Below are 17,484 nucleotides of genomic sequence, written 5' to 3' on the forward strand. Positions count from 1 at the left end.
ACGCTCGATGTCGTATCCCGCACGGGCACCCCTCCGTTCGTGCGTGGAAAAACCGAAATTGGTTGTTCCCATTCCTCATCACGCGCTAACCGCATTCTCGGCAACAGCTTGATCACGGAGGTGACGACAATTCGTTCCCGGGGGATGAACGTTTGATTGCGCACACCCCAGGGGACTGCTCCCATCGCAGATGAAAAGTCTTCGAAGGGGTGTCGGGATGCGGAAATGCCGGGTGGGTCTGGTCGGAGCCGGCGGGGTGGCCCAGCGTCACGCGCGGGTGCTGGCCGGGTTCGACGACGTGGAGCTGGTCGGGGTCACCGACGTGGCGCCGGAAGCGGCGACCGCGCTGGCCGCGCAGCACGGCGGGCGGGCCTGCGCCGACGTCGCCGAGCTGCTGGCCACCAACCTGGACGCCGTGTACGTCTGCGTGCCACCGTTCGCGCACGGCCCCGCCGAGGAGGCGGTGATCGAGGCGGGGGTGCCGATGTTCGTGGAGAAGCCCGTCGCGGTCGACCTGAGCACCGCCGAGCGCATCGGCGACCTGATCGCCCAGCGTGGGCTGCGCACCGCCGTAGGGCACCACTGGCGCTACCTGAGCGTGCTCGACCAGGCCCGCGACCTGCTCGCCGACCGTCCGGTGCGGATGGTCAGCGGCGCCTGGCTCGACAAGGTGCCCCCGGTGGCGTGGTGGTCGCGGCGGGACCGCTCCGGGGGCCCGGTGGTCGAGCAGGCCGCCCACGTGCTCGACCTGATCCGCGTACTGGCCGGCGAGGTGACCGAGGTCACCGCGTACGGCAACGGCACACCGCCGCCTGTCGACGGCGCCGACATCGACTCGGTGACCACCGCCGCGCTGCGCTTCGCCGACGGCGCTGTCGGCACGCTCAGCGCCGCCTGCGTCCTCGGCTGGAAGCACCGCGCCGGCCTGGAGATCCTCGCCGACGGGCTGGCCCTCGCGATCACCGAGGACGGGCTGACGATCCGCGACGCCGACGGCGAACGACACGTACCCGCCGACCCGGAAGCCGCCCGGGTGGCGGTGGACCGCGCCTTCGTCGACGCCGTCCGCGGCATCGGCGACGACGTGCGCGTCCCGTACGCCGAGGCGCTCGCCACCCAGCGCCTGGCCCTCGCGGTGGCCGACTCGGCCCGTACCGGCACGACAGTGCGGCTCGCCACCGCGACCGCGCCGGCGGTGCTCGCCACCGGGGTGACAGTCGATGCGTGACAAGGTCGTGGTGGTCACCGGCCCCGGCCGGGTCGACCTCGTCGAGCAGGACGCCGCGCCGCTGCGCCCCGGCACGTTCCGGGTCGAGACGCTGTTCAGTGGCGTCTCCGCCGGCACCGAGCTGAGCTACGTCAAGGGCACGAACCCGTACCTCAACGTCACCTGGAACGCCGACCTGGGGCTGTTCCAGCCGGGCGAAGCCAGCACGCCGTACCCGGTGACCAGACTCGGCTACATGCAGGTCGGCCGGGTGGTGGAGAGCGAGACCCCGGCCATCGCGGTGGGCACTGTCGGCGCGATGACGTACGGGCACCGCACCGGCTGGCTGGCCGACCCGGTCGCCGAGCGGTTCGTGGCGCTGCCCGACGACCTGGACCCGCTGCTCGGCGTCTACGTCGCGCACATGGGCCCGATCTGCGCCAACGGTCTGCTGCACGCCGCCGCCGACCTGCACGGCACCGACGTCCGCGCGCTCGGCGACGGGGTACGCGGGCGACGGGTCGCCGTCGTCGGCGCCGGTGTCGTGGCGCTGCTGACGGCGTTGTTCGCCAGGCGCAACGGCGCCGCGTCGGTGGTGGTGCTCGACCCCACCCCGCACCGCCGTCAGGTAGCCGAGGCGCTCGGCCTGGAGACCCTCGACCCCGACGCGGACGACCCAGCGGTCGTGCTCAAGACCCGCTGGGCGCACACCGCCGGCGACCGGGGCGCCGACGTGGTGTTCCAGTGCCGGGGGCAGGCGTGGGCGCTGCACCTCGCCCTGCGGCTGCTGCGGCCCCAGGGCACCGTCATCGACCTCGCCTTCTACCAGGGCGGCGCGGACGCGGTCCGCCTCGGTGAGGAGTTCCACCACAACGGGCTGTCGCTGCGCTGCGCACAGATCGGTCGGGTGCCGCGCGGGCTCGCGCCCACCTGGGACCGCGAACGGCTCTCCGCCGAGACCGTCGACCTGCTCCGGACGTACGGGGACGCGATCCGCAAGCACCTCGTCTCGGCGGTGGTGCCGTTCGACGAGGCGCCGGCCCTCCTCACCGACCTGGCCGAGCGTCGCCGCCAGGAACTCCAGGTGGTGCTGGCCGCCTGACCCGCCTTCGCCGCGTGCCACCGCCGACTACCGTTCGCGGCATGAGCACCCCGCAGGACCGGCCGGCTCCCGGCGACACCTCGACCGACCGGCCGGTCGGCGGCACTCCCGAGGGCCGGTCGGTCGGCCTGGCCGCGTTGCTGCCGTACCTGCGGGAGCACCGCGGCACCCTGGTCGTGGTGGGCGCGCTGTCGCTGATCGGCTCGGCGGCGTCGCTGGCGCAGCCGCTGCTCACCCGGTCGGTGCTCGACCGGATCGGCGCCGAGCAGGGAGTGTCCCGGCTGGTGGCGGTGCTGGTGGCGCTCGTGGTGCTCGGCGCGGCCATCGGCGGGCTGCGCGACTACCTGCTGCAACGCACCGCCGAAGGGCTGGTGCTGGGCACCCGGCGCCGGCTCGCCGGCCACCTGCTGCGGCTGCCCATCGCCGAGTACGACAGCCGACGCACCGGCGACCTGCTCTCCCGGGTCGGCTCGGACACCACTCTGCTGCGCGCGGTCGTCACCTCCGGGCTGTTCGAGACGGTCACCGGGGCGGTGACGGTGGTCGGCGCCGGCACGGCCATGGTGCTGCTCGACCCGCTGCTGTTCGGCGTCACCCTGCTCGGGGTGGCGCTGGGGCTGGCCTTCGCCGCCACCTTCGCCCGCCGGGTCCGGACGCTGGCCCGGGTCGCGCAGGAGCGGATCGGCGAGATGACCTCGGCGGTGGAGCGGGCCATCTCGGCGGCCCGGACCATCCGGGCCAGCCGCGCCGAGACCCGGGAGACGGAGACCGTCACCGGCAGCGCCCGGGAGGCGTACGAGGCCGGCCTGCGGGTGGCCCGGGTGCAGGCGCTGGTCGGCCCGATCGGCTCGGTCACCGTGCAGGGCGCGTTCCTGCTGGTGCTCGGCATCGGCGGGGCGCGGGTCGCCGCCGGGGCGATCTCCGTCGGCGACCTGGTCGCGTTCGTCATGTACCTGTTCCTCCTGGCGCTGCCGCTGGGCCAGGTGCTGCGGGCGTACACCCAGTTGCAGTCCGGCCTGGGCGCCCTCCAGCGGATCGAGGAGATCCTCGCCGTGCCGGCGGAGGGCGCGGACGACCGGCCGGCGCCCGCCGCCGCGACGGTGACCCCGCGCCGTCCGACCCCGATGATCGAGTTCGACCGGGTGGGCTTCGGCTACCCGGGCGGCGAGCCGGTGCTGCACGAGGTCAGCTTCGCGGTCCCCGCCGGCACCCGGACCGCGCTGGTCGGCCCCTCCGGAGCCGGCAAGTCCACACTGCTGGCCCTTGTCGAGCGCTTCTACGAGGTGAGCGCCGGCGCGATCCGACTCGACGGCAACGACGTACGGGACCTGCCCCGCGACGCGCTGCGGGCCCGGCTCGGCTACGTCGAGCAGGAGGCCCCCGTGCTGGCCGGCACGCTGCGGGAGAACCTGCTGATCGCCACCCCGGACGCCACCGACGACCGGCTGCGCGAGGTCCTCGACGAGGTCAACCTGGGCCACCTGGCGCAGCGCACCCCGCAGGGCCTCGACGTGCAGGTGGGGGAGGGTGGCGTCCTGCTCTCCGGGGGTGAGCGACAGCGACTGGCCATCGCCCGCGCGCTGCTCGCCGGCCCACCGGTGCTGCTGCTCGACGAGCCGACGAGCAACCTCGACTCCCGCAACGAGGTCGCGCTGCGCCGCGCCATCGACGCCGTGGCCGTCCGCCGGACGCTGTTGATCGTGGCGCACCGGCTCGCCACAGTGGTCGACGCCGACCAGATCGTCGTCCTCGACGGCGGCCGGGTGGTGGCCGTGGGCACCCACGCCGAACTGACCGCCACCGACCCGCTGTACCGGGAGCTCGCCAGTCACCAGCTGCTGGTCGGCTGACTCCGCCCCAGGAAGGTGGACTTGCCGGGCGGCCGGGCCGCGCGCGCCGCCCGGAATCGCGTACCGTTGCCGCTCATGGGTGTGTCGCAACGGTTCAAGAGCAAGTTCCGGCGGTTCCTCCAGCGCCCCGGCTCGACCGTGGATCTTGCTCCGCTGGAGAAACTGCTCCCGGCGATCGAGGCGCGCGAGGCTGATCTCACCGCGCTCGACGACGCCGAGCTGACCGAGGCCGCGGGCGCCGCCGCCGGTTACGAGGAGATCTGCGCCGTCGGCCGCGAGGCCGCCCGCCGTGGCCTCGACCAGCGGCCGTACGACGTGCAGCTGCTCGGCGCGATGTCGCTGCTCTCCGGCAAGGTCGCCGAGATGGCCACCGGTGAGGGCAAGACACTGACCGCCACGATCGCCGCGTACGGGCACGTCCGGCTCGGCAACGGTCCGGTGCACGTGCTCACCATCAACGACTACCTGGCCCGCCGCGACGCCCAGTGGATGGAGCCGGTCTACACCCTGCTCGGCCTCACCGTCGGCTGGGTCAACGAGGCCTCCACCCCGCAGGAGCGGCGCGACGCGTACGCCTGCGACGTCACCTACGTCTCGGTCAGCGAGGCGGGCTTCGACTACCTGCGCGACCAGCTGGTCACCGACGTGGAAGACCGGGTGCAGCCCGCGCTGACCACGGCCATCGTCGACGAGGCCGACTCGATCATGATCGACGAGGCCCGGGTGCCGATGGTCCTGGCCGGCGCGGTGCCGGGCGAGCAGGACCCGGTGCACGCCGCCGCCGCGCTGGTCCGTGGCCTGCGCAAGGGCAAGCACTACACGGTCGCGGAGGACGGGCGGAGCGTGGCGTTCACCTCCGCCGGCCTGGCCGCCATCGAGGCCAAGCTCGGCATCGACCTGTACGACGAGGAGCACGTCGAGCAGCTCTCCGCGGTCAACGTGGCGCTGCACGCGCACGCCCTGCTGCACCGCGACGTGGATTACATCGTCCGGGACGGCTCGGTCGAGCTGGTCGACGAGATGCGCGGCCGGGTGGCCCAGCGCCGCCGCTGGCCGGACGGCCTCCAGGCCGCGGTCGAGGCCAAGGAGGGGCTGGACGCCACCGCCGAGGGCGAGGTGCTCGGCACCATCGCCATGCAGGCGTACATCGCGCTCTACCCGAAGGTCTGCGGCATGACCGCCACCGCGGTGCTGGTCGGCGACCAGCTGCGGGAGTTCTTCGGCCTCGAGGTCGCGGTGATCCCGCCGAACACCCCGTGCATCCGCGAGGACGAGCCGGACCGCATCTACGCCACCCGGGCGGAGAAGGACGAGGCGCTGATCGACGAGATCCAGCGCTGGCACGCCAAGGGGCGACCGATGCTGATCGGCACCCTGGACGTCAAGGAGTCCGAGGGGTTGGCCGCCGGGCTGAACGCCGCCGGAGTGCCCTGCGTCGTGCTCAACGCCAAGAACGACGACGAGGAAGCGGCGATCATCGCCGAGGCCGGCGCGTACGGCGCGGTGACCGTCTCCACCCAGATGGCCGGCCGGGGTGTCGACATCCGCCTCGGCGGCAGCGACCAGACCGACCAGGAGCGAGTCGCCGGGCTGGGCGGGCTCTACGTGATCGGCAGCGGTCGGCACGACAGCCGCCGCGTGGACGACCAGCTGCGCGGTCGGGCCGGCCGGCAGGGCGACCCGGGTGGCTCGGTCTTCCTGGTCAGCCTGGAGGACGACCTCGTCGTCCGGCACGCCGCCGACTCGGTGCCGGCCTCGCCGCGGATGAACGCCGACGGTCTGGTGACCGACGAGCAGGTCGACTACGCGGTGGAGCACGCCCAGCGGGTCGCCGAGGGCGTCAACCACGAGATCCACCGCAACACCTGGCGCTACAGCGTGGTGATCGAGCAGCAGCGCAAGGCCCTCGCCGCACGCCGGGAGCGGCTGCTGACCAGCGACGTGGCCGCGGTGATGCTGCTCGAGAAGGAGCCCGAGAAGGCCGGCGAGATGGACGAGGACCTGCTCGCCCGTGCCGCCCGGTCGATCGCGCTCTACCACCTGGACCGGCTCTGGGCCGAGCACCTGGCCGAGCTGTCGGAGGTCCGCGAGGGCGTGCACCTGCGCGCGCTCGGCCGCCTCGACCCGCTCGACGAGTTCCACCGGGCCGCCGTGCCGGCGTTCAACGACCTGATCCCGGAGATCGAGGCCCGCACCATCGCCACCTTCACCGAGACCGAATTCGATGAGGACTGGCAGCCCGACGACGGCACCCTGGTCCGGCCCACCGCCACCTGGACGTACCTGGTGCACGACAACCCGTTCGGCTCCGAGCTCGACCGTCTGATCGCGTCGATCGGGCGGCGGCTCAGCGGCGCCCCGCGCTGACGTACACCGTCGGGGCCCCGAGATCGCGCGTCCGCGTGCGGCAGGGGCCCCGATTTACGCCGTTTCGACCACGGTTTCCCAGGGTAGTAGGGCTGGTCGGTCGAGTCGGGAGAGAGCAGACGATGACACAGGTGACGATGCTTGCCGGGCAGGCGCGAAACGGCACGGAGGCTGCGAACCGGTGAACCTCGACACGCGGGAACCGGTGGTGCAGACCCTCGGCGTCCTGGAAGCAGCCGCGCTGTTACGGGAGCTGACCGCCGGGTTGATCGCCCTGACCGATTTTGATGAGGCGCTGCTGGCGCTGGTCCGGGTCACCCGGGACGCGGTCGCCGGCGTGCGCTGGTGCGGGTTCACCGCCCTGCGGGCCGGCGAGCCGGCCGGGGTGGCCGCCTCGGACGAGGGTCTGGCCGGGCTGGACGACCTGCGTCACGGACCGGACTCGCCGGCGATGAGCGCGATCCACCGTCGCGAGATGATCCTCGCCGCCGACCTGGCCGGTGAGCCCCGCTGGCCGGCCTGGACGGCGCGCGCCCGCGACCTCGGCGTCCGGGGGGTGATCTCCGCGCCGGTCGACATCGACGACCAGGTGATCGGCGCGATCAACCTGTACGCCGCCGCCCCGGACCTGTTGACCCCGCAACACCAGTTGACCGCGATGCTGCTCGCCGAACACGCCGGCCTGCTCCTCGCCGCCGTCCGTGACCGCAGCCGGCAGCTCACCATCGCCGGTGAACGCGACGCCTCGCTCCTGCACGAGGGGGTGGTGGGCCAGGCCGTCGGCGTGATCATGACGCAGCGCGGGTGCCCGCCGGCCGAAGCCCTCGAGGTGCTGCGGGCCGCCGCGTCGTCGCTGGACATCCCGCTGCGCGAGGTGGCCGAGCGACTGGTCCGGACGGTCTCCCGCCAACGCGACAACTGACCCCGGCCGCTCGGGCCGTGTTGGCCGCGTTGGTGCCGTGATCGAGTCGGGTTCCTGGAACTCGCGGTGTTACGGGCCGGCGGACGCCCCGACTTCCTGAAACCCGAGTCGATCACCCGCCGGTCTGGCCATTCGGCCTCGGCCGGCGGCGGCCACGGTGCCCGTTCTCCCTGCCACCGGCGAGTCGGGCGGCATCGTTTCGCCTCGACCGGCCCCGGGTAGCACTCTGGTCAGGTGAGCTGCGCCGACCCGGGGGAGGACCGATGCAGAGCCGGCTGCGGGTGCAGGGGCACCCCATCCAACCGATGCTTGTGACGTTCCCGCTCGGGCTCTTCGTCAGCGCCGCCGTCTTCGACCTCACCGACGTGGTCGGCGGGCCCGCGTTCCTCGGCGAGGTCGGCTACTGGACCGGCGTCGCCGCGCTCGTCGCCGCCGCGCTGACCGCCGTGGCCGGCATGGTCGACCTGTGGGACGTGCCCGGCGACCGTACCCGCCGTACCGCGATCGCCTTCAACCTGGTGAACGCGGTGATGGCCGCCATGTTCCTGCTCACCTCGCTGGTCCGGTCCCACTCCCCGCAGCGCGGCGCGTCGGTCGCGATCCTGGTGACCGAGCTGGTCGCGCTGGCCGTCGGCGGGGTCGGCGTGCACCTGGGCGCCCGGCTGATGCGGCAGTTCGACAGCGGTCGCGCCGAGGCCGGCGGCCTGGACGCGCTCGCCGGCTCCAGCGGCGAGGTCGCCCGCCCCTGACCCGACCGGCGAGCCGGTCCGTTCGACACGTCTGGCCTGCGGCTGGCCAACCGCGTCGGGCAACGAAGCCACCCGCCCTCGACCCTCACCCCCGTCGATCTTGCACTTCCGGCGCTCGCAAAAGCCGTCCACCTGGGCAATTCGACCACCGAAACTGCAAGATCGACGGGGCGGGGCGCGGGGTGGGGTGGGGTTAGTGGGGGTGGGACTGGTGGTGGGTGGCCAGGACGTCGGCGCCGAAGTCGCTGGCGGGGCGGCGTAGCACCGTGTGCGCGTGGTTGCCGTCGGCGCTGGTGTTGTCGTACTCGATCAGCAGGTCGTCGCCCTGCACCCGGTAGTAGTGCCGCCGCCCGGGGTGGGTCGGGCCGGCCCAGGCGAAGTGCAGCGGGCCGGCGTCCAGTCGAGCCGCCTCCCGGGTGGCCAGCTCGGGCGGCAGCCGGTCGAGGTAGAGCGCGACGACCTGGTCGAGCAGCGCGCGGCCGGTGGCTCCCAGCCTCTCCGCCGGTACGCCGAGGGGCTCCAGTGGCGCGTCGACCCGCCCACGGGTGGCACTGATGATGTCCGCCGGCGCCTCGTCGGCGATGATCGCGGCGGCCCGTTCGGCCGGGCCCAGCGCGTCGAGCAGGGCTCGGGCCAGGTCCTCCTCGACGCCGAGTGGGCGGGAGACCGGCCGGCCGGCGTAGCGGACCGCTGCCGGGTTGGCGCCGAAGAAGATCGGCGCGGGGGAGACCTGACCGTCCACCACTGTCATGTTCACCGACAGGTGGTGCCCTTCGAGTCGCCACGCCCAGCGGTCGTCGCGCGCCGGGTCGCCGAACACGGCCACCCAGTAGTCGCCGCTGTGCCGCCCGCGCTGCCAGTCCTCGGCCCGGTCCAGCACCTCCTCCAGCGCGATGATCGCCATCGCCTGCGCGTACGCCGAGGGGCTGAGCGCGGTGGCCAGCAGCCGGTGCGCGGCCTTGCGGGCGACGACGTCGAGCTCGGCGAGGCAGACGCCCGGTCGGGGTCGGGGCCGGTATTCCAGCCAGCGTCGGGCCGCCTCGTCGTCGAACGAGTGCACGGCGTTCTCGCGGGCGGCGGGGTCGAGCGCGGTCAGCAGCGCGGTGCCGGCGGCCCGCATCTGCTCCGGCAGGGGATCTTCCACCGACCCTGTATACCGGCAGGCCGTGCCGGTGTCAGCCGACGCGCAGCAGCGCCGTCATCTCCGGCAGCTCGAAGAAGTGCGCGGTCTCGATGGCCGACGGGTTGCCGTGTGCCGGGTCCGCACCGGCGGCGAGGAGCGCGCGGACCGCTTCGGTGCTGCTGCGGAAGACCGCCGCGGCCAACGCGGTCTGCCCCCGGTCGTTGGCCCGGGAGTGGTCGGCCCCGCGACTGAGCAGGGCGGCAACGGTGTCCGGGTGGGCGTGGTACGCGGCCAGGATGAGCAGCGTGTCGCCCTTGTCGTTGGTGAGGTTGACCGGCAGACCGGCGTCGAGCTGTGCCGCCAGTTCCTCCGTGGCGCCGGCCCGGGCGAGGTCGAACATGCGGTGCGCGAACGCCAGGGTCTCGGCGTCGAGGTCCTCGGTCACCGCCCCAGGCTAGTCGCAGGAGCCCTGATAGGTTGCTCGGCCGGTGCGCTGGGGGAGGGTCCGATGGGTGAGACGGTGTACGTGGGCAACGCGGGCGTCGACGGTGCCACCAACGCCGGTTGGCTGCTCGGGCACTTCGCGCCGCCGGGGGAGATCCGGCACAGCACCGACGTCGAGGTGAAGTGGGGCGTGCATCCGCCCGGGCAGGCCCGGTCGCGGTGGGCGACCGGCGAGGTACGCACCACTCTGCTCGTACTCGTCGAGGGGTGTTTCCGGGTGGAGTTGCCGGACCGGACGGTCCGGCTGGCCGAGCCCGGCGACTACGTGGTGTGGGCCCGTGGGGTGGACCACTCCTGGTTCGCCGAGCGCGCGTCGGTGGTGTTGACAGTGCGCTGGCCCTCGCTGCCGGGCTACCGGGCGGACCCGCCGGTGCTGCGCTGATTCACCCGTTCGGCTGACCCGCGTCCCAACAGGCGGTATTACCTACTAAACCTATAGGCTTTGCCGTCTAGAGTACGAGAGCACCCCGCCGAACGACCCGCGAGGAACCGCCATGACGCACCACCGTCCGGAGCCCGACCTGCTCACCGTTGCCGCCGGGTGGGCCGACCTGTCCGGCTGGCCGGTCGCGCTGCGTTTCGACCCCGCCGAGCGCTGGTACGCCCGCCTCGCCGTCACCGACGAGCACGAGGTGTGGGCGCTGAGCTGGCTGCCGGGGCAGGGCACCGACCTGCACGACCACGGCGGCTCCTCCGGCGCGTTCCGGGTGGTCAGCGGCACGCTCACCGAGGAGACGGTCAGCGCCGGCCGACTACGCCCCCGACTGCTGCCCGCCGGCGCCGGCCGCCGCTTCGGCCCCCGGCACGTGCACCAGGTGACCAACCGGGGCGCGGAGCCGGCGGTCAGCGTGCACGTCTACCGGCCGGCGCTGCTGCGGATGACCCGCTACCACCTCGTGGACGGGCGGCTGCGGGTCGCCGAGGTCGCCGAGGCCGGCCGGTCCTGGTAGTCGCGCGCACCGAGATCCCCTGTCACCCGGAAGGAACCGAGAATGCAGATAACCGCCGAGCACTGTCCCGCCCCCGTGCCGCCGCCGGGCTCCCGGGGCATCGACGAGATCCTGGCCGCCGCGCGGGCCCGACTGCACCGGCTGGACCCGGAACGGGCGCACCTGGCGTACCGGACCGGAGCGCTGCTGGTCGACATCCGCCCGGCCGCGCAGCGGGCCGCGCACGGCGTGGTGCCGGGCTCGCTCATCGTCGAGCGCAACGTGCTGGAGTGGCGCTTCGACCCACGGTGCCCGGCCCGGCTGCCGCAGGCCGTCGACTACGACGTACCGGTGATGATCCTCTGCCAGGAGGGCTACACCTCGTCGTTGGCCGCCGCCGCGTTGCAGGACGTCGGCCTGCACCGGGCCACCGATGTGGTCGGTGGGTTCGCGGCCTGGCGGATCGCCGGCCTGCCGGCCCTCGGCCCGACCCCCCTGCACCACCCCTCTCCCCTCGCGTCCCCGGTCAACGCCGGGTGGGCGCGCCACTGACCGTCACGCCACACCCGGCGTGGCGGGCGTACCGCCACTCAGGAGGCACCATGTCCGTCGTCGCCATCCCCACGCGCCGCCACCCAGGGGTGCGCCCGGCCCGTCCGCGCACCGGCCCGACCCTGACCATCACCCTCGACCTCGTCCCAGGGCCGCTGAGCCCCCGGCTGGCCCGACTGGTGCAACTGCTCGGCGAGCTGGCCGAGTCGGGCGAGGGTGAGCTGCGAGCCGTGGAGGACACCGTCCCGGGGCCGCGACCGGCCCCGCGCCCCGCCGCCGAGCCGTCCACCGAGCCGTCCACCGAGGCGGACCACGTCCGCATCCTGGCCGGCTCGCGGATGGTCCGCCGGGGAGACCGGATCATTCCGCTGACCCGCATCGAGTACGAGCTGCTGCTGTTCCTGGCGGAGCGGCCCCGCCGGGTCTTCACGCGTCTGCAACTGCTGTCCAGCGTCTGGGGCTACGAGCACGCGGTGGCCCGGACGGTGGACGTGCACGTCCGCCGGCTGCGCGCCAAGCTGGCCGACTCGGACGTGGTCACCACCGTCTACGGGGTCGGTTACCGGCTGGCCGACGAGGCCCCGATCAGCGTGGATCACAGCAGCTGAGCGCTGGTCCGGCGGCGATGTGGCAGGCCTGGTGAACCGGTCGGGGACCCCCGTATCGGGGCATCTCGACGACTCTGCTGTAATCATCAGGCCTCGTACGCAGAGCGAGCATCTGGCTCCGATGTGTTCGTCAATTGTCACATTCATGCAACGCAGCCGCCTCTTGACCCTCGCCCAGGCGCCGGGAAGCATCGATGAAGCGGCGTCCCGGGCCGTGGGGAGATACCCGGACCAGCCCAAGGAGGACCATGTCGGTCAGCCCTGCCTCGTCGCGCGCCGGATGGCATACGTCCCAACCCGCGGTGCCCGGTCGACCTCCCGGCGGCCAGCGTCGCCCGGCGAACACCGCCGCGCCCGTGCTCACCGTGACGCTGTCCATCCCGCTGGCCTGTGAGGAGTCGCTGACCCCGGCGGCACGTCGGCTGCTGGAGGCCGCTCGCGAGATGCTGGAGCGGGGCGAAGGCGTGATCATCGGTTCGGTCCCGGCCGAACGCCGTCCCGACCAGCCGCCCGCCAGCCGGTCGCCGGCCCGTTCGATCAGCCCGACCATTCCCGCGCTGCACATCCTCGCCTCGTCGCGTTCGGTGCTGCGCGACGAGGAGCCGCTGCCGCTGACCCGGCTGGAGTTCGACCTGCTGCTGCACCTGGTCGCCCACCCGCGCCGGGTGTTCACCCGGCTGCAACTGCTCAACGCCGTCTGGGGCTACGAGCACGCGGGTGTGCGCACCGTCGACGTGCACGTGCGTCGGCTGCGCGGCAAGGTCGGCGTGGACGTCCCGCTGGTCACCACCGTCTACGGCGTGGGCTACCGGTTGGCCGACGACGCCCGGGTCACCATCGACCGCAGCGGCTGACCGGCGGCACCGACGCGTTCGGCGCGGGGCAGGATGGTCGGGTGCGCATCCGCCCCATCTCGCCCGACCTGCTCGTCACCGAGCTGACCGGCCGGCTGGCCGACGCGGCGACCCGCGCCGCGACCTCCGCCGCCGGGCCCGCGCGGCTGCGGGTGGCAGTGGACGGCGCCCCGCTGCCGGCGCCGACGAGCTGGCCGCGGCGCTCGTCGACCCGCTGCGCGCCCAGGGCCACCCGGTGCTGCACGTCCGCGCCACCGACTTCCTCCGCCCCGCGTCGCTGCGTTTCGAGCTGGGCCGTACCAACCCGGACTCCTTCTACGAGGCCTGGGTCGACGAGGCCGGGCTGCGCCGGGAGGTGCTCGACCCGGCCGGTCCGGGCGGCACCGGCCGGCTCCTCCCGTCGCTCTGGGACGCCGACGCCGACCGGGCCAGTCGCGCCCGCTACGTCGACCTCGCGCCCGGCGGCGTCGTCCTGGTCAGCGGCTCGCTGCTGCTCGGCGGCGGTCTGCCCTTCGACGTCACCGTCCACCTGGAGCTGTCCCCGGCGGCGCTGCGCCGACGCACCGAACCAGCCCAGGAGTGGACGCTGCCGGCCTTCGACAGGTACGCCGAGGAGGTCGTCCCGGCGAGCTTCGCCGACGTGGTGGTACGCGCCGACGACCCCCGCCGACCGGCGCTCGTGGAGCCCGGCGGGAACGACTGACGACAACCGAAAAATTGTCGGTTTGCACGGCTGATCCGGCGGGTACTCGCCCGGCTCACAGAGCGCGGGTGATCGCCCGCGTACCGAACGCGACCGTGACCGGGGCCCCGCGCCGCCGGCGCCCGGTTCACCGTGAGCCACAGGCCCAGGAAAGGCAGGCAGCGATGCTCGTCCACGACACGGTCGGTACGACCCGGTCCCAGACGGAGATCGATCAGATCCGACAGTCGCTCCAGGCGCGCTACGACGAGCTGACCGCGGAGTACGACCAGGCGGTGCTCCAGAGCCAGGTGCTGCGGCTCGTGGAGGTCGGCGACACCGCCGGCGACGACCAGGCCGACAGCGGCACCAAGACGGCCGAGCGGGACACCGCCCAGTCCCTGTTGCGCACCATCCTCGACCGCCGCGCCCAGTACGAGCACGCCCTCGGCCGGCTCGAGGAGGGCACCTACGGCTGGTGCGAGGGCTGCTCGGCGGCGATCCCGGTGGAGCGACTGGAGATCTTCCCGTCCGCCACCACCTGCGTGACGTGCAAGCAGACTCGCGAGCGGCGGGCGGCCTGAGCCACGCCAGCGGTTGCCGGTCGGTCCGCGACGCGATGGACTTCCACAATGGGTGACATCCTCGTGGGCACCGCGTCCTGGACCGACCGCACACTGCTGGACTCGGGGTGGTATCCGCAGACCGCGGACACCCCGGAGAAGCGGCTGGCCTACTACGCCCGGCAGTTCCCGCTCGTCGAAGTGGACGCCACCTACTACTCACCGCCCGCCGAGGCGACAGCGCGGTTGTGGGCCGAGCGCACCCCGGCCGGCTTCACCTTCAACATCAAGGCGTTCAGCCTGCTGACCGGGCACCCCACCCGGGTGAGCGCGCTCTACAAGGACCTGCGCCCGGAGACCGACAAGAAGAACGTCTACCCCGACGACCTGCCCGCGCAGTCGTACGAGGAGGTGTGGACGCGCTTCCTGTCCGCCCTGGACCCGCTCGTCGAGGCCGGCAAGCTGGGCGCGCTGCTGTTCCAGTTCCCGCCCTGGTTCACCATCAAGCGGGCCAACAAGCAGTACCTGCTGGAGGTGGCGAAGCGCTGCGCGCCACTGCGCCCGGTGTACGAGTTCCGGCACGCCTCCTGGTTCGACGGCGACAACGCCGAGGAGACCCTGGCCTTCCTGCGCGAGCACAGACTGCCGTACGTCTGCGTGGACATGCCGCAGGGCCACCGCTCGTCGCTGCCGCCGGTGCTGGCCGCCACCGCGGACCTCGCGGTCATGCGTTTCCACGGGCACAGCGACAAGTGGACCAGCAAGGACATCCACGAGAAGTTCGGCTACCACTACTCCAAGCGGGAGTTGGCCGACTGGGCGCCGAAACTGCGCGAACTCGCCGACGAGGCCGGGCAGACCCACGTCCTCATGAACAATTGTTACCGGGACTACGCGCAGACCAACGCCACGACCCTGGCCGGGCTCCTCGGCACGGACTGACCGTCTCACCCGATCGGGGTGGGGCCGCCTCACCCGACCCGCGGGGAGGGTGGACGCGGTGGGTACGGCCGCCCCCGTGGACGGCCGACGCCGGAGACGACTCGGAGGTGACGGGGATGACGGTTCGAGTGGTGACGGATCGACGGCGTGGTGCCGTCCTGCACGTGGTCGGCACGGCCGACAACGCCCGGCGCGCCCCGCAGGGCAGCCCGGTGCGGGCCCGCCGTGGCCCGGTGGGGCCGCCGCGCCGTACCGACGACCGGCGGTGGGACAGCACGGAACGGGGGGCGACCGATGGCTGACTCGATGATCTCAGCGTTCGAGTCCTCGCTGGACAAGACGAACCTCATTCTCAAGGACATCGAGAACGCCTACGGCTGGCCGAAGGAACGGCGCAACCAGTCGTACGCGGCCCTGCGCACTGTGCTGCACCTGCTGCGCGACCGGCTGCCGGTGGACGAGAGCGTGGAGTTCGCCCAGCAGTTGCCGGTGCTGGTCCGAGGAATCTACTTCGACGGCTGGGTCCCGTCCGACGTGCCGATCAGGCTCAACCGCGACGACTTCCTCTACGAGGTGCGGCAGGGCTTCCCGTACGACGCCGAGGGTGGCGCGGAGCGGGTGACGCAGGTGGTGCTGGACACGCTGCGCCGTCACGTCACCCAGGGGGAGTGGCAGGACGTGAAGGACACCATGCCCAAGGACCTCGCCACGATGATGCCGTGACGGCCTGACACCGCGAGCCCGCCCGACAGCCGTCGGGCGGGCTCAGTCGTCCGCGCTGCCCGGGAACCGCCGGTGCCGCACTGGTCCGGCGTCTACGGTGAGGGTTAGAGAAGATCGCGCGTGGGGTACCACCCGCAGCACGACGGACCCCGGCGTACGGCGGGGCGGCACACCCGAGGGAGTACCGATGGCACTCAACGATGACGACATGCAGACCACCGGCGGCGGCGGCGCGGAGGGCCCGGCCGACGGCGGCGCGACCCCCGGCCAGCACGACGGTGGCGCGGACGGCGGCGCGGAAGGCCCCGCCGACGGTGGTGCCACTCCGGGTCAGCACGACGGTGGCGCCGACGGCAGCGCGGAAGGCCCCGCCGATGGCGGTGCCACTCCGGGTCAGCACGACGGTGGCGCCGACGGCAGCGCGGAGGGTCCCGCCGACGGTGGTGCCACTCCTGGTCAGCAGGACGGTGGCGCTGACGGCAGCGCCCGGTAGCGGCACGCCATGACGTACCTCGACCCGCCGGGTGGCCACGACGGCCGCCCGGCGGTTCCGTCCGCCGAGGCCACCGCGGCGCTGGCCCGCTGCGTCTCGGTCGAACCGGCCAAGTTCGCCGCCGCGCACTGGGGGCACACGCCGCTGCTGTCCCGCGCCACCGAACTGCCCGACCCGGCCGGCTTCGCCGACCTGCTCAGCCCCGCCGACGCCGACGAGTTGCTGAGTCGGCGCGGTCTGCGTACCCCGTTCCTGCGCGTCGCCAAGGACGGCCAGCTGGTCGCGTCGGCGCGCTGGACCGGCGGCGGCGGCGCGGGCGCCGAGATCGGCGACCAGGTGCTCGACGAGCGGGTCCTGGAGCAGTACGCGTCCGGGGCCACGCTGGTGTTGCAGGGTCTGCACCGGATCTGGCCGCCGCTTGTCGACTTCGCCCGCGATCTGGGCCTCGCGCTCAACCAGCCGTTGCAGATCAACGCCTACCTGACGCCGGCCGGCAGTCAGGGCTTCGCCACCCACTACGACACCCACGACGTGTTCGTGCTCCAGGTCGACGGCCGCAAGCACTGGCGGATCCACCCACCGGTGCTGCCCGACCCGCTGGAGAAGCAGCAGTGGGGTGGGCGTGCCGACGAGGTCGGCGCCACCGCGCAGGGTCCGGCCGCGCTGGACGTGGTGCTCGCCCCCGGTGACGCCCTCTACCTGCCCCGAGGATGGCTGCACAGCGCGCAGGCGCAGGACGCCAGCTCGCTGCACCTGACCGTGGGCATCCGCGCCCTGACCCGGTACGCCCTGGTCGAGGAGTTGTTGGCGTTGGCCGCCGAGGATCAGCGGCTGCGGGCCAGCCTGCCGTTCGGCACCGACGTCGCCGACCCGGACGCCATCGAGCCGGAGCTGACCGAGACCGTGGAGGCGTTGCGGGACTGGCTGCTGCGCGCCGACCCGGGCGCGATCGCCGCGCGGCTGCGGCAGCGGGCCTGGCCAGCCGCCCGTCCGGCGCCGATCCGCCCGCTCGCCCAGGCCGACGCGTTGGCCACACTCGACGCCGACTCCCGGGTCACCCTGCGGCCCGGCCTGCGCTGGCAGTTGGTGCCGCACGATGCGGACACGGTGGCGGTGCGGCTCTTCGACCGCACCATCACCCTGCCGGCGAGCTGCGAACCGGCCGCCCGCGCCCTGCTCACCGGCACCGTCACCCGGGTCGGTGACCTGCCCGGGCTGCCGGACGACGCCGACCGGGTCACCCTGGCCCGCCGGCTGCTCCGCGAGGCGGTCGTGGTTCCGGCCTGAGGCCGCGGGGCCGGGGGCGCGTGGCGG

General features: G+C 73.3%; 19 protein-coding genes and 1 pseudogene. 18 read left to right on the forward strand and 2 right to left on the reverse strand.

What is annotated here, in order from left to right; genetic code table 11:
- Positions 1–217 precede the first annotated feature (217 nt).
- The 6 genes from ACQP0U_RS14220 (at position 218) to ACQP0U_RS14245 (ending at position 8,197) form a co-directional block, all read left to right on the forward strand.
- Positions 218–1,228, forward strand: a complete 1,011-nt coding sequence (locus tag ACQP0U_RS14220) for a Gfo/Idh/MocA family protein (RefSeq protein WP_433319427.1) — start codon at positions 218–220, stop codon at positions 1,226–1,228.
- Positions 1,221–2,309, forward strand: coding sequence for a zinc-dependent alcohol dehydrogenase (locus ACQP0U_RS14225; RefSeq protein ID WP_433319430.1), 1,089 nt, complete (start codon positions 1,221–1,223; stop codon positions 2,307–2,309). The genes ACQP0U_RS14220 and ACQP0U_RS14225 overlap by 8 nt, the downstream gene beginning before the upstream one ends.
- Positions 2,310–2,350: 41 nt before the next feature.
- Complete coding sequence (locus ACQP0U_RS14230) at positions 2,351–4,159, forward strand: ABC transporter ATP-binding protein (protein ID WP_433319433.1); 1,809 nt, start codon at positions 2,351–2,353, stop codon at positions 4,157–4,159.
- A gap of 75 nt (positions 4,160–4,234) precedes the next feature.
- Entirely contained in the window at positions 4,235–6,526 is a 2,292-nt protein-coding gene (gene secA2 / locus ACQP0U_RS14235) for an accessory Sec system translocase SecA2 (RefSeq protein WP_433319436.1), read from the forward strand.
- 181 nt (positions 6,527–6,707) lie between these two features.
- The gene (locus ACQP0U_RS14240; protein ID WP_433319439.1) at positions 6,708–7,448 is read left to right on the forward strand and encodes a GAF and ANTAR domain-containing protein; all 741 of its coding nucleotides are present in this window, start codon (positions 6,708–6,710) and stop codon (positions 7,446–7,448) included.
- A 263-nt stretch (positions 7,449–7,711) separates the two neighbouring features.
- Positions 7,712–8,197, forward strand: coding sequence for a DUF2231 domain-containing protein (locus tag ACQP0U_RS14245; protein WP_433319442.1), 486 nt, complete (start codon positions 7,712–7,714; stop codon positions 8,195–8,197).
- 193 nt (positions 8,198–8,390) lie between these two features.
- Here the strand turns inward: ACQP0U_RS14245 and ACQP0U_RS14250 are convergent, their stop codons facing one another.
- The gene (locus ACQP0U_RS14250) at positions 8,391–9,341 is read right to left on the reverse strand and encodes a DUF3500 domain-containing protein (RefSeq protein WP_433319445.1); all 951 of its coding nucleotides are present in this window, start codon (positions 9,339–9,341) and stop codon (positions 8,391–8,393) included.
- Between the two features lie 31 nt (positions 9,342–9,372).
- Positions 9,373–9,720 carry an ankyrin repeat domain-containing protein gene (locus ACQP0U_RS14255; protein WP_433320833.1) on the reverse strand — a complete coding sequence of 116 codons (348 nt, stop codon included), beginning with the start codon at positions 9,718–9,720 and terminating at the stop codon, positions 9,373–9,375.
- 108 nt (positions 9,721–9,828) lie between these two features.
- On the opposite strand from ACQP0U_RS14255, the gene ACQP0U_RS14260 reads away from it, so the two are divergent.
- The 12 genes and pseudogenes from ACQP0U_RS14260 to ACQP0U_RS14315 all read left to right on the forward strand — a co-directional run bounded on the left by ACQP0U_RS14260 (position 9,829) and on the right by ACQP0U_RS14315 (position 17,457).
- Positions 9,829–10,206 (forward strand): signal peptidase I, encoded by a 378-nt coding sequence (locus tag ACQP0U_RS14260; protein WP_433319448.1) that lies wholly within the window; start codon positions 9,829–9,831, stop codon positions 10,204–10,206.
- A 112-nt stretch (positions 10,207–10,318) separates the two neighbouring features.
- Complete coding sequence (locus ACQP0U_RS14265) at positions 10,319–10,774, forward strand: cysteine dioxygenase (RefSeq protein WP_433319451.1); 456 nt, start codon at positions 10,319–10,321, stop codon at positions 10,772–10,774.
- A 42-nt stretch (positions 10,775–10,816) separates the two neighbouring features.
- Positions 10,817–11,305, forward strand: coding sequence for a rhodanese-like domain-containing protein (locus tag ACQP0U_RS14270; RefSeq protein WP_410818349.1), 489 nt, complete (start codon positions 10,817–10,819; stop codon positions 11,303–11,305).
- Positions 11,306–11,355: 50 nt separating this feature from the next.
- Positions 11,356–11,913, forward strand: coding sequence for a winged helix-turn-helix domain-containing protein (locus ACQP0U_RS14275; RefSeq protein WP_433319455.1), 558 nt, complete (start codon positions 11,356–11,358; stop codon positions 11,911–11,913).
- Positions 11,914–12,161: 248 nt separating this feature from the next.
- Positions 12,162–12,767: a winged helix-turn-helix domain-containing protein gene (locus ACQP0U_RS14280; protein ID WP_433319458.1), complete on the forward strand. Its 606-nt coding sequence runs from the start codon at positions 12,162–12,164 to the stop codon at positions 12,765–12,767.
- Between the two features lie 41 nt (positions 12,768–12,808).
- Positions 12,809–13,470: pseudogene (locus ACQP0U_RS14285) on the forward strand (uridine kinase).
- 164 nt (positions 13,471–13,634) lie between these two features.
- On the forward strand, positions 13,635–14,033 hold the full coding sequence (locus ACQP0U_RS14290; RefSeq protein WP_091408390.1) for a TraR/DksA family transcriptional regulator: 399 nt from the start codon (positions 13,635–13,637) through the stop codon (positions 14,031–14,033).
- Positions 14,034–14,081: 48 nt separating this feature from the next.
- Positions 14,082–14,954 carry a DUF72 domain-containing protein gene (locus ACQP0U_RS14295; RefSeq protein ID WP_433319461.1) on the forward strand — a complete coding sequence of 291 codons (873 nt, stop codon included), beginning with the start codon at positions 14,082–14,084 and terminating at the stop codon, positions 14,952–14,954.
- A gap of 116 nt (positions 14,955–15,070) precedes the next feature.
- Positions 15,071–15,256 carry a hypothetical protein gene (locus tag ACQP0U_RS14300; RefSeq protein ID WP_433319464.1) on the forward strand — a complete coding sequence of 62 codons (186 nt, stop codon included), beginning with the start codon at positions 15,071–15,073 and terminating at the stop codon, positions 15,254–15,256.
- Positions 15,249–15,677 (forward strand): DUF2267 domain-containing protein, encoded by a 429-nt coding sequence (locus ACQP0U_RS14305; RefSeq protein ID WP_433319467.1) that lies wholly within the window; start codon positions 15,249–15,251, stop codon positions 15,675–15,677. The genes ACQP0U_RS14300 and ACQP0U_RS14305 overlap by 8 nt, the downstream gene beginning before the upstream one ends.
- A gap of 187 nt (positions 15,678–15,864) precedes the next feature.
- Positions 15,865–16,170 (forward strand): hypothetical protein, encoded by a 306-nt coding sequence (locus ACQP0U_RS14310; protein ID WP_030490939.1) that lies wholly within the window; start codon positions 15,865–15,867, stop codon positions 16,168–16,170.
- 9 nt (positions 16,171–16,179) lie between these two features.
- Positions 16,180–17,457, forward strand: a complete 1,278-nt coding sequence (locus tag ACQP0U_RS14315) for a cupin domain-containing protein (RefSeq protein WP_433319471.1) — start codon at positions 16,180–16,182, stop codon at positions 17,455–17,457.
- Positions 17,458–17,484: the final 27 nt, after the last annotated feature.

The sequence above is a fragment of the Micromonospora sp. CA-269861 genome (assembly GCF_050948505.1).
Taxonomy (GTDB): domain Bacteria; phylum Actinomycetota; class Actinomycetes; order Mycobacteriales; family Micromonosporaceae; genus Micromonospora.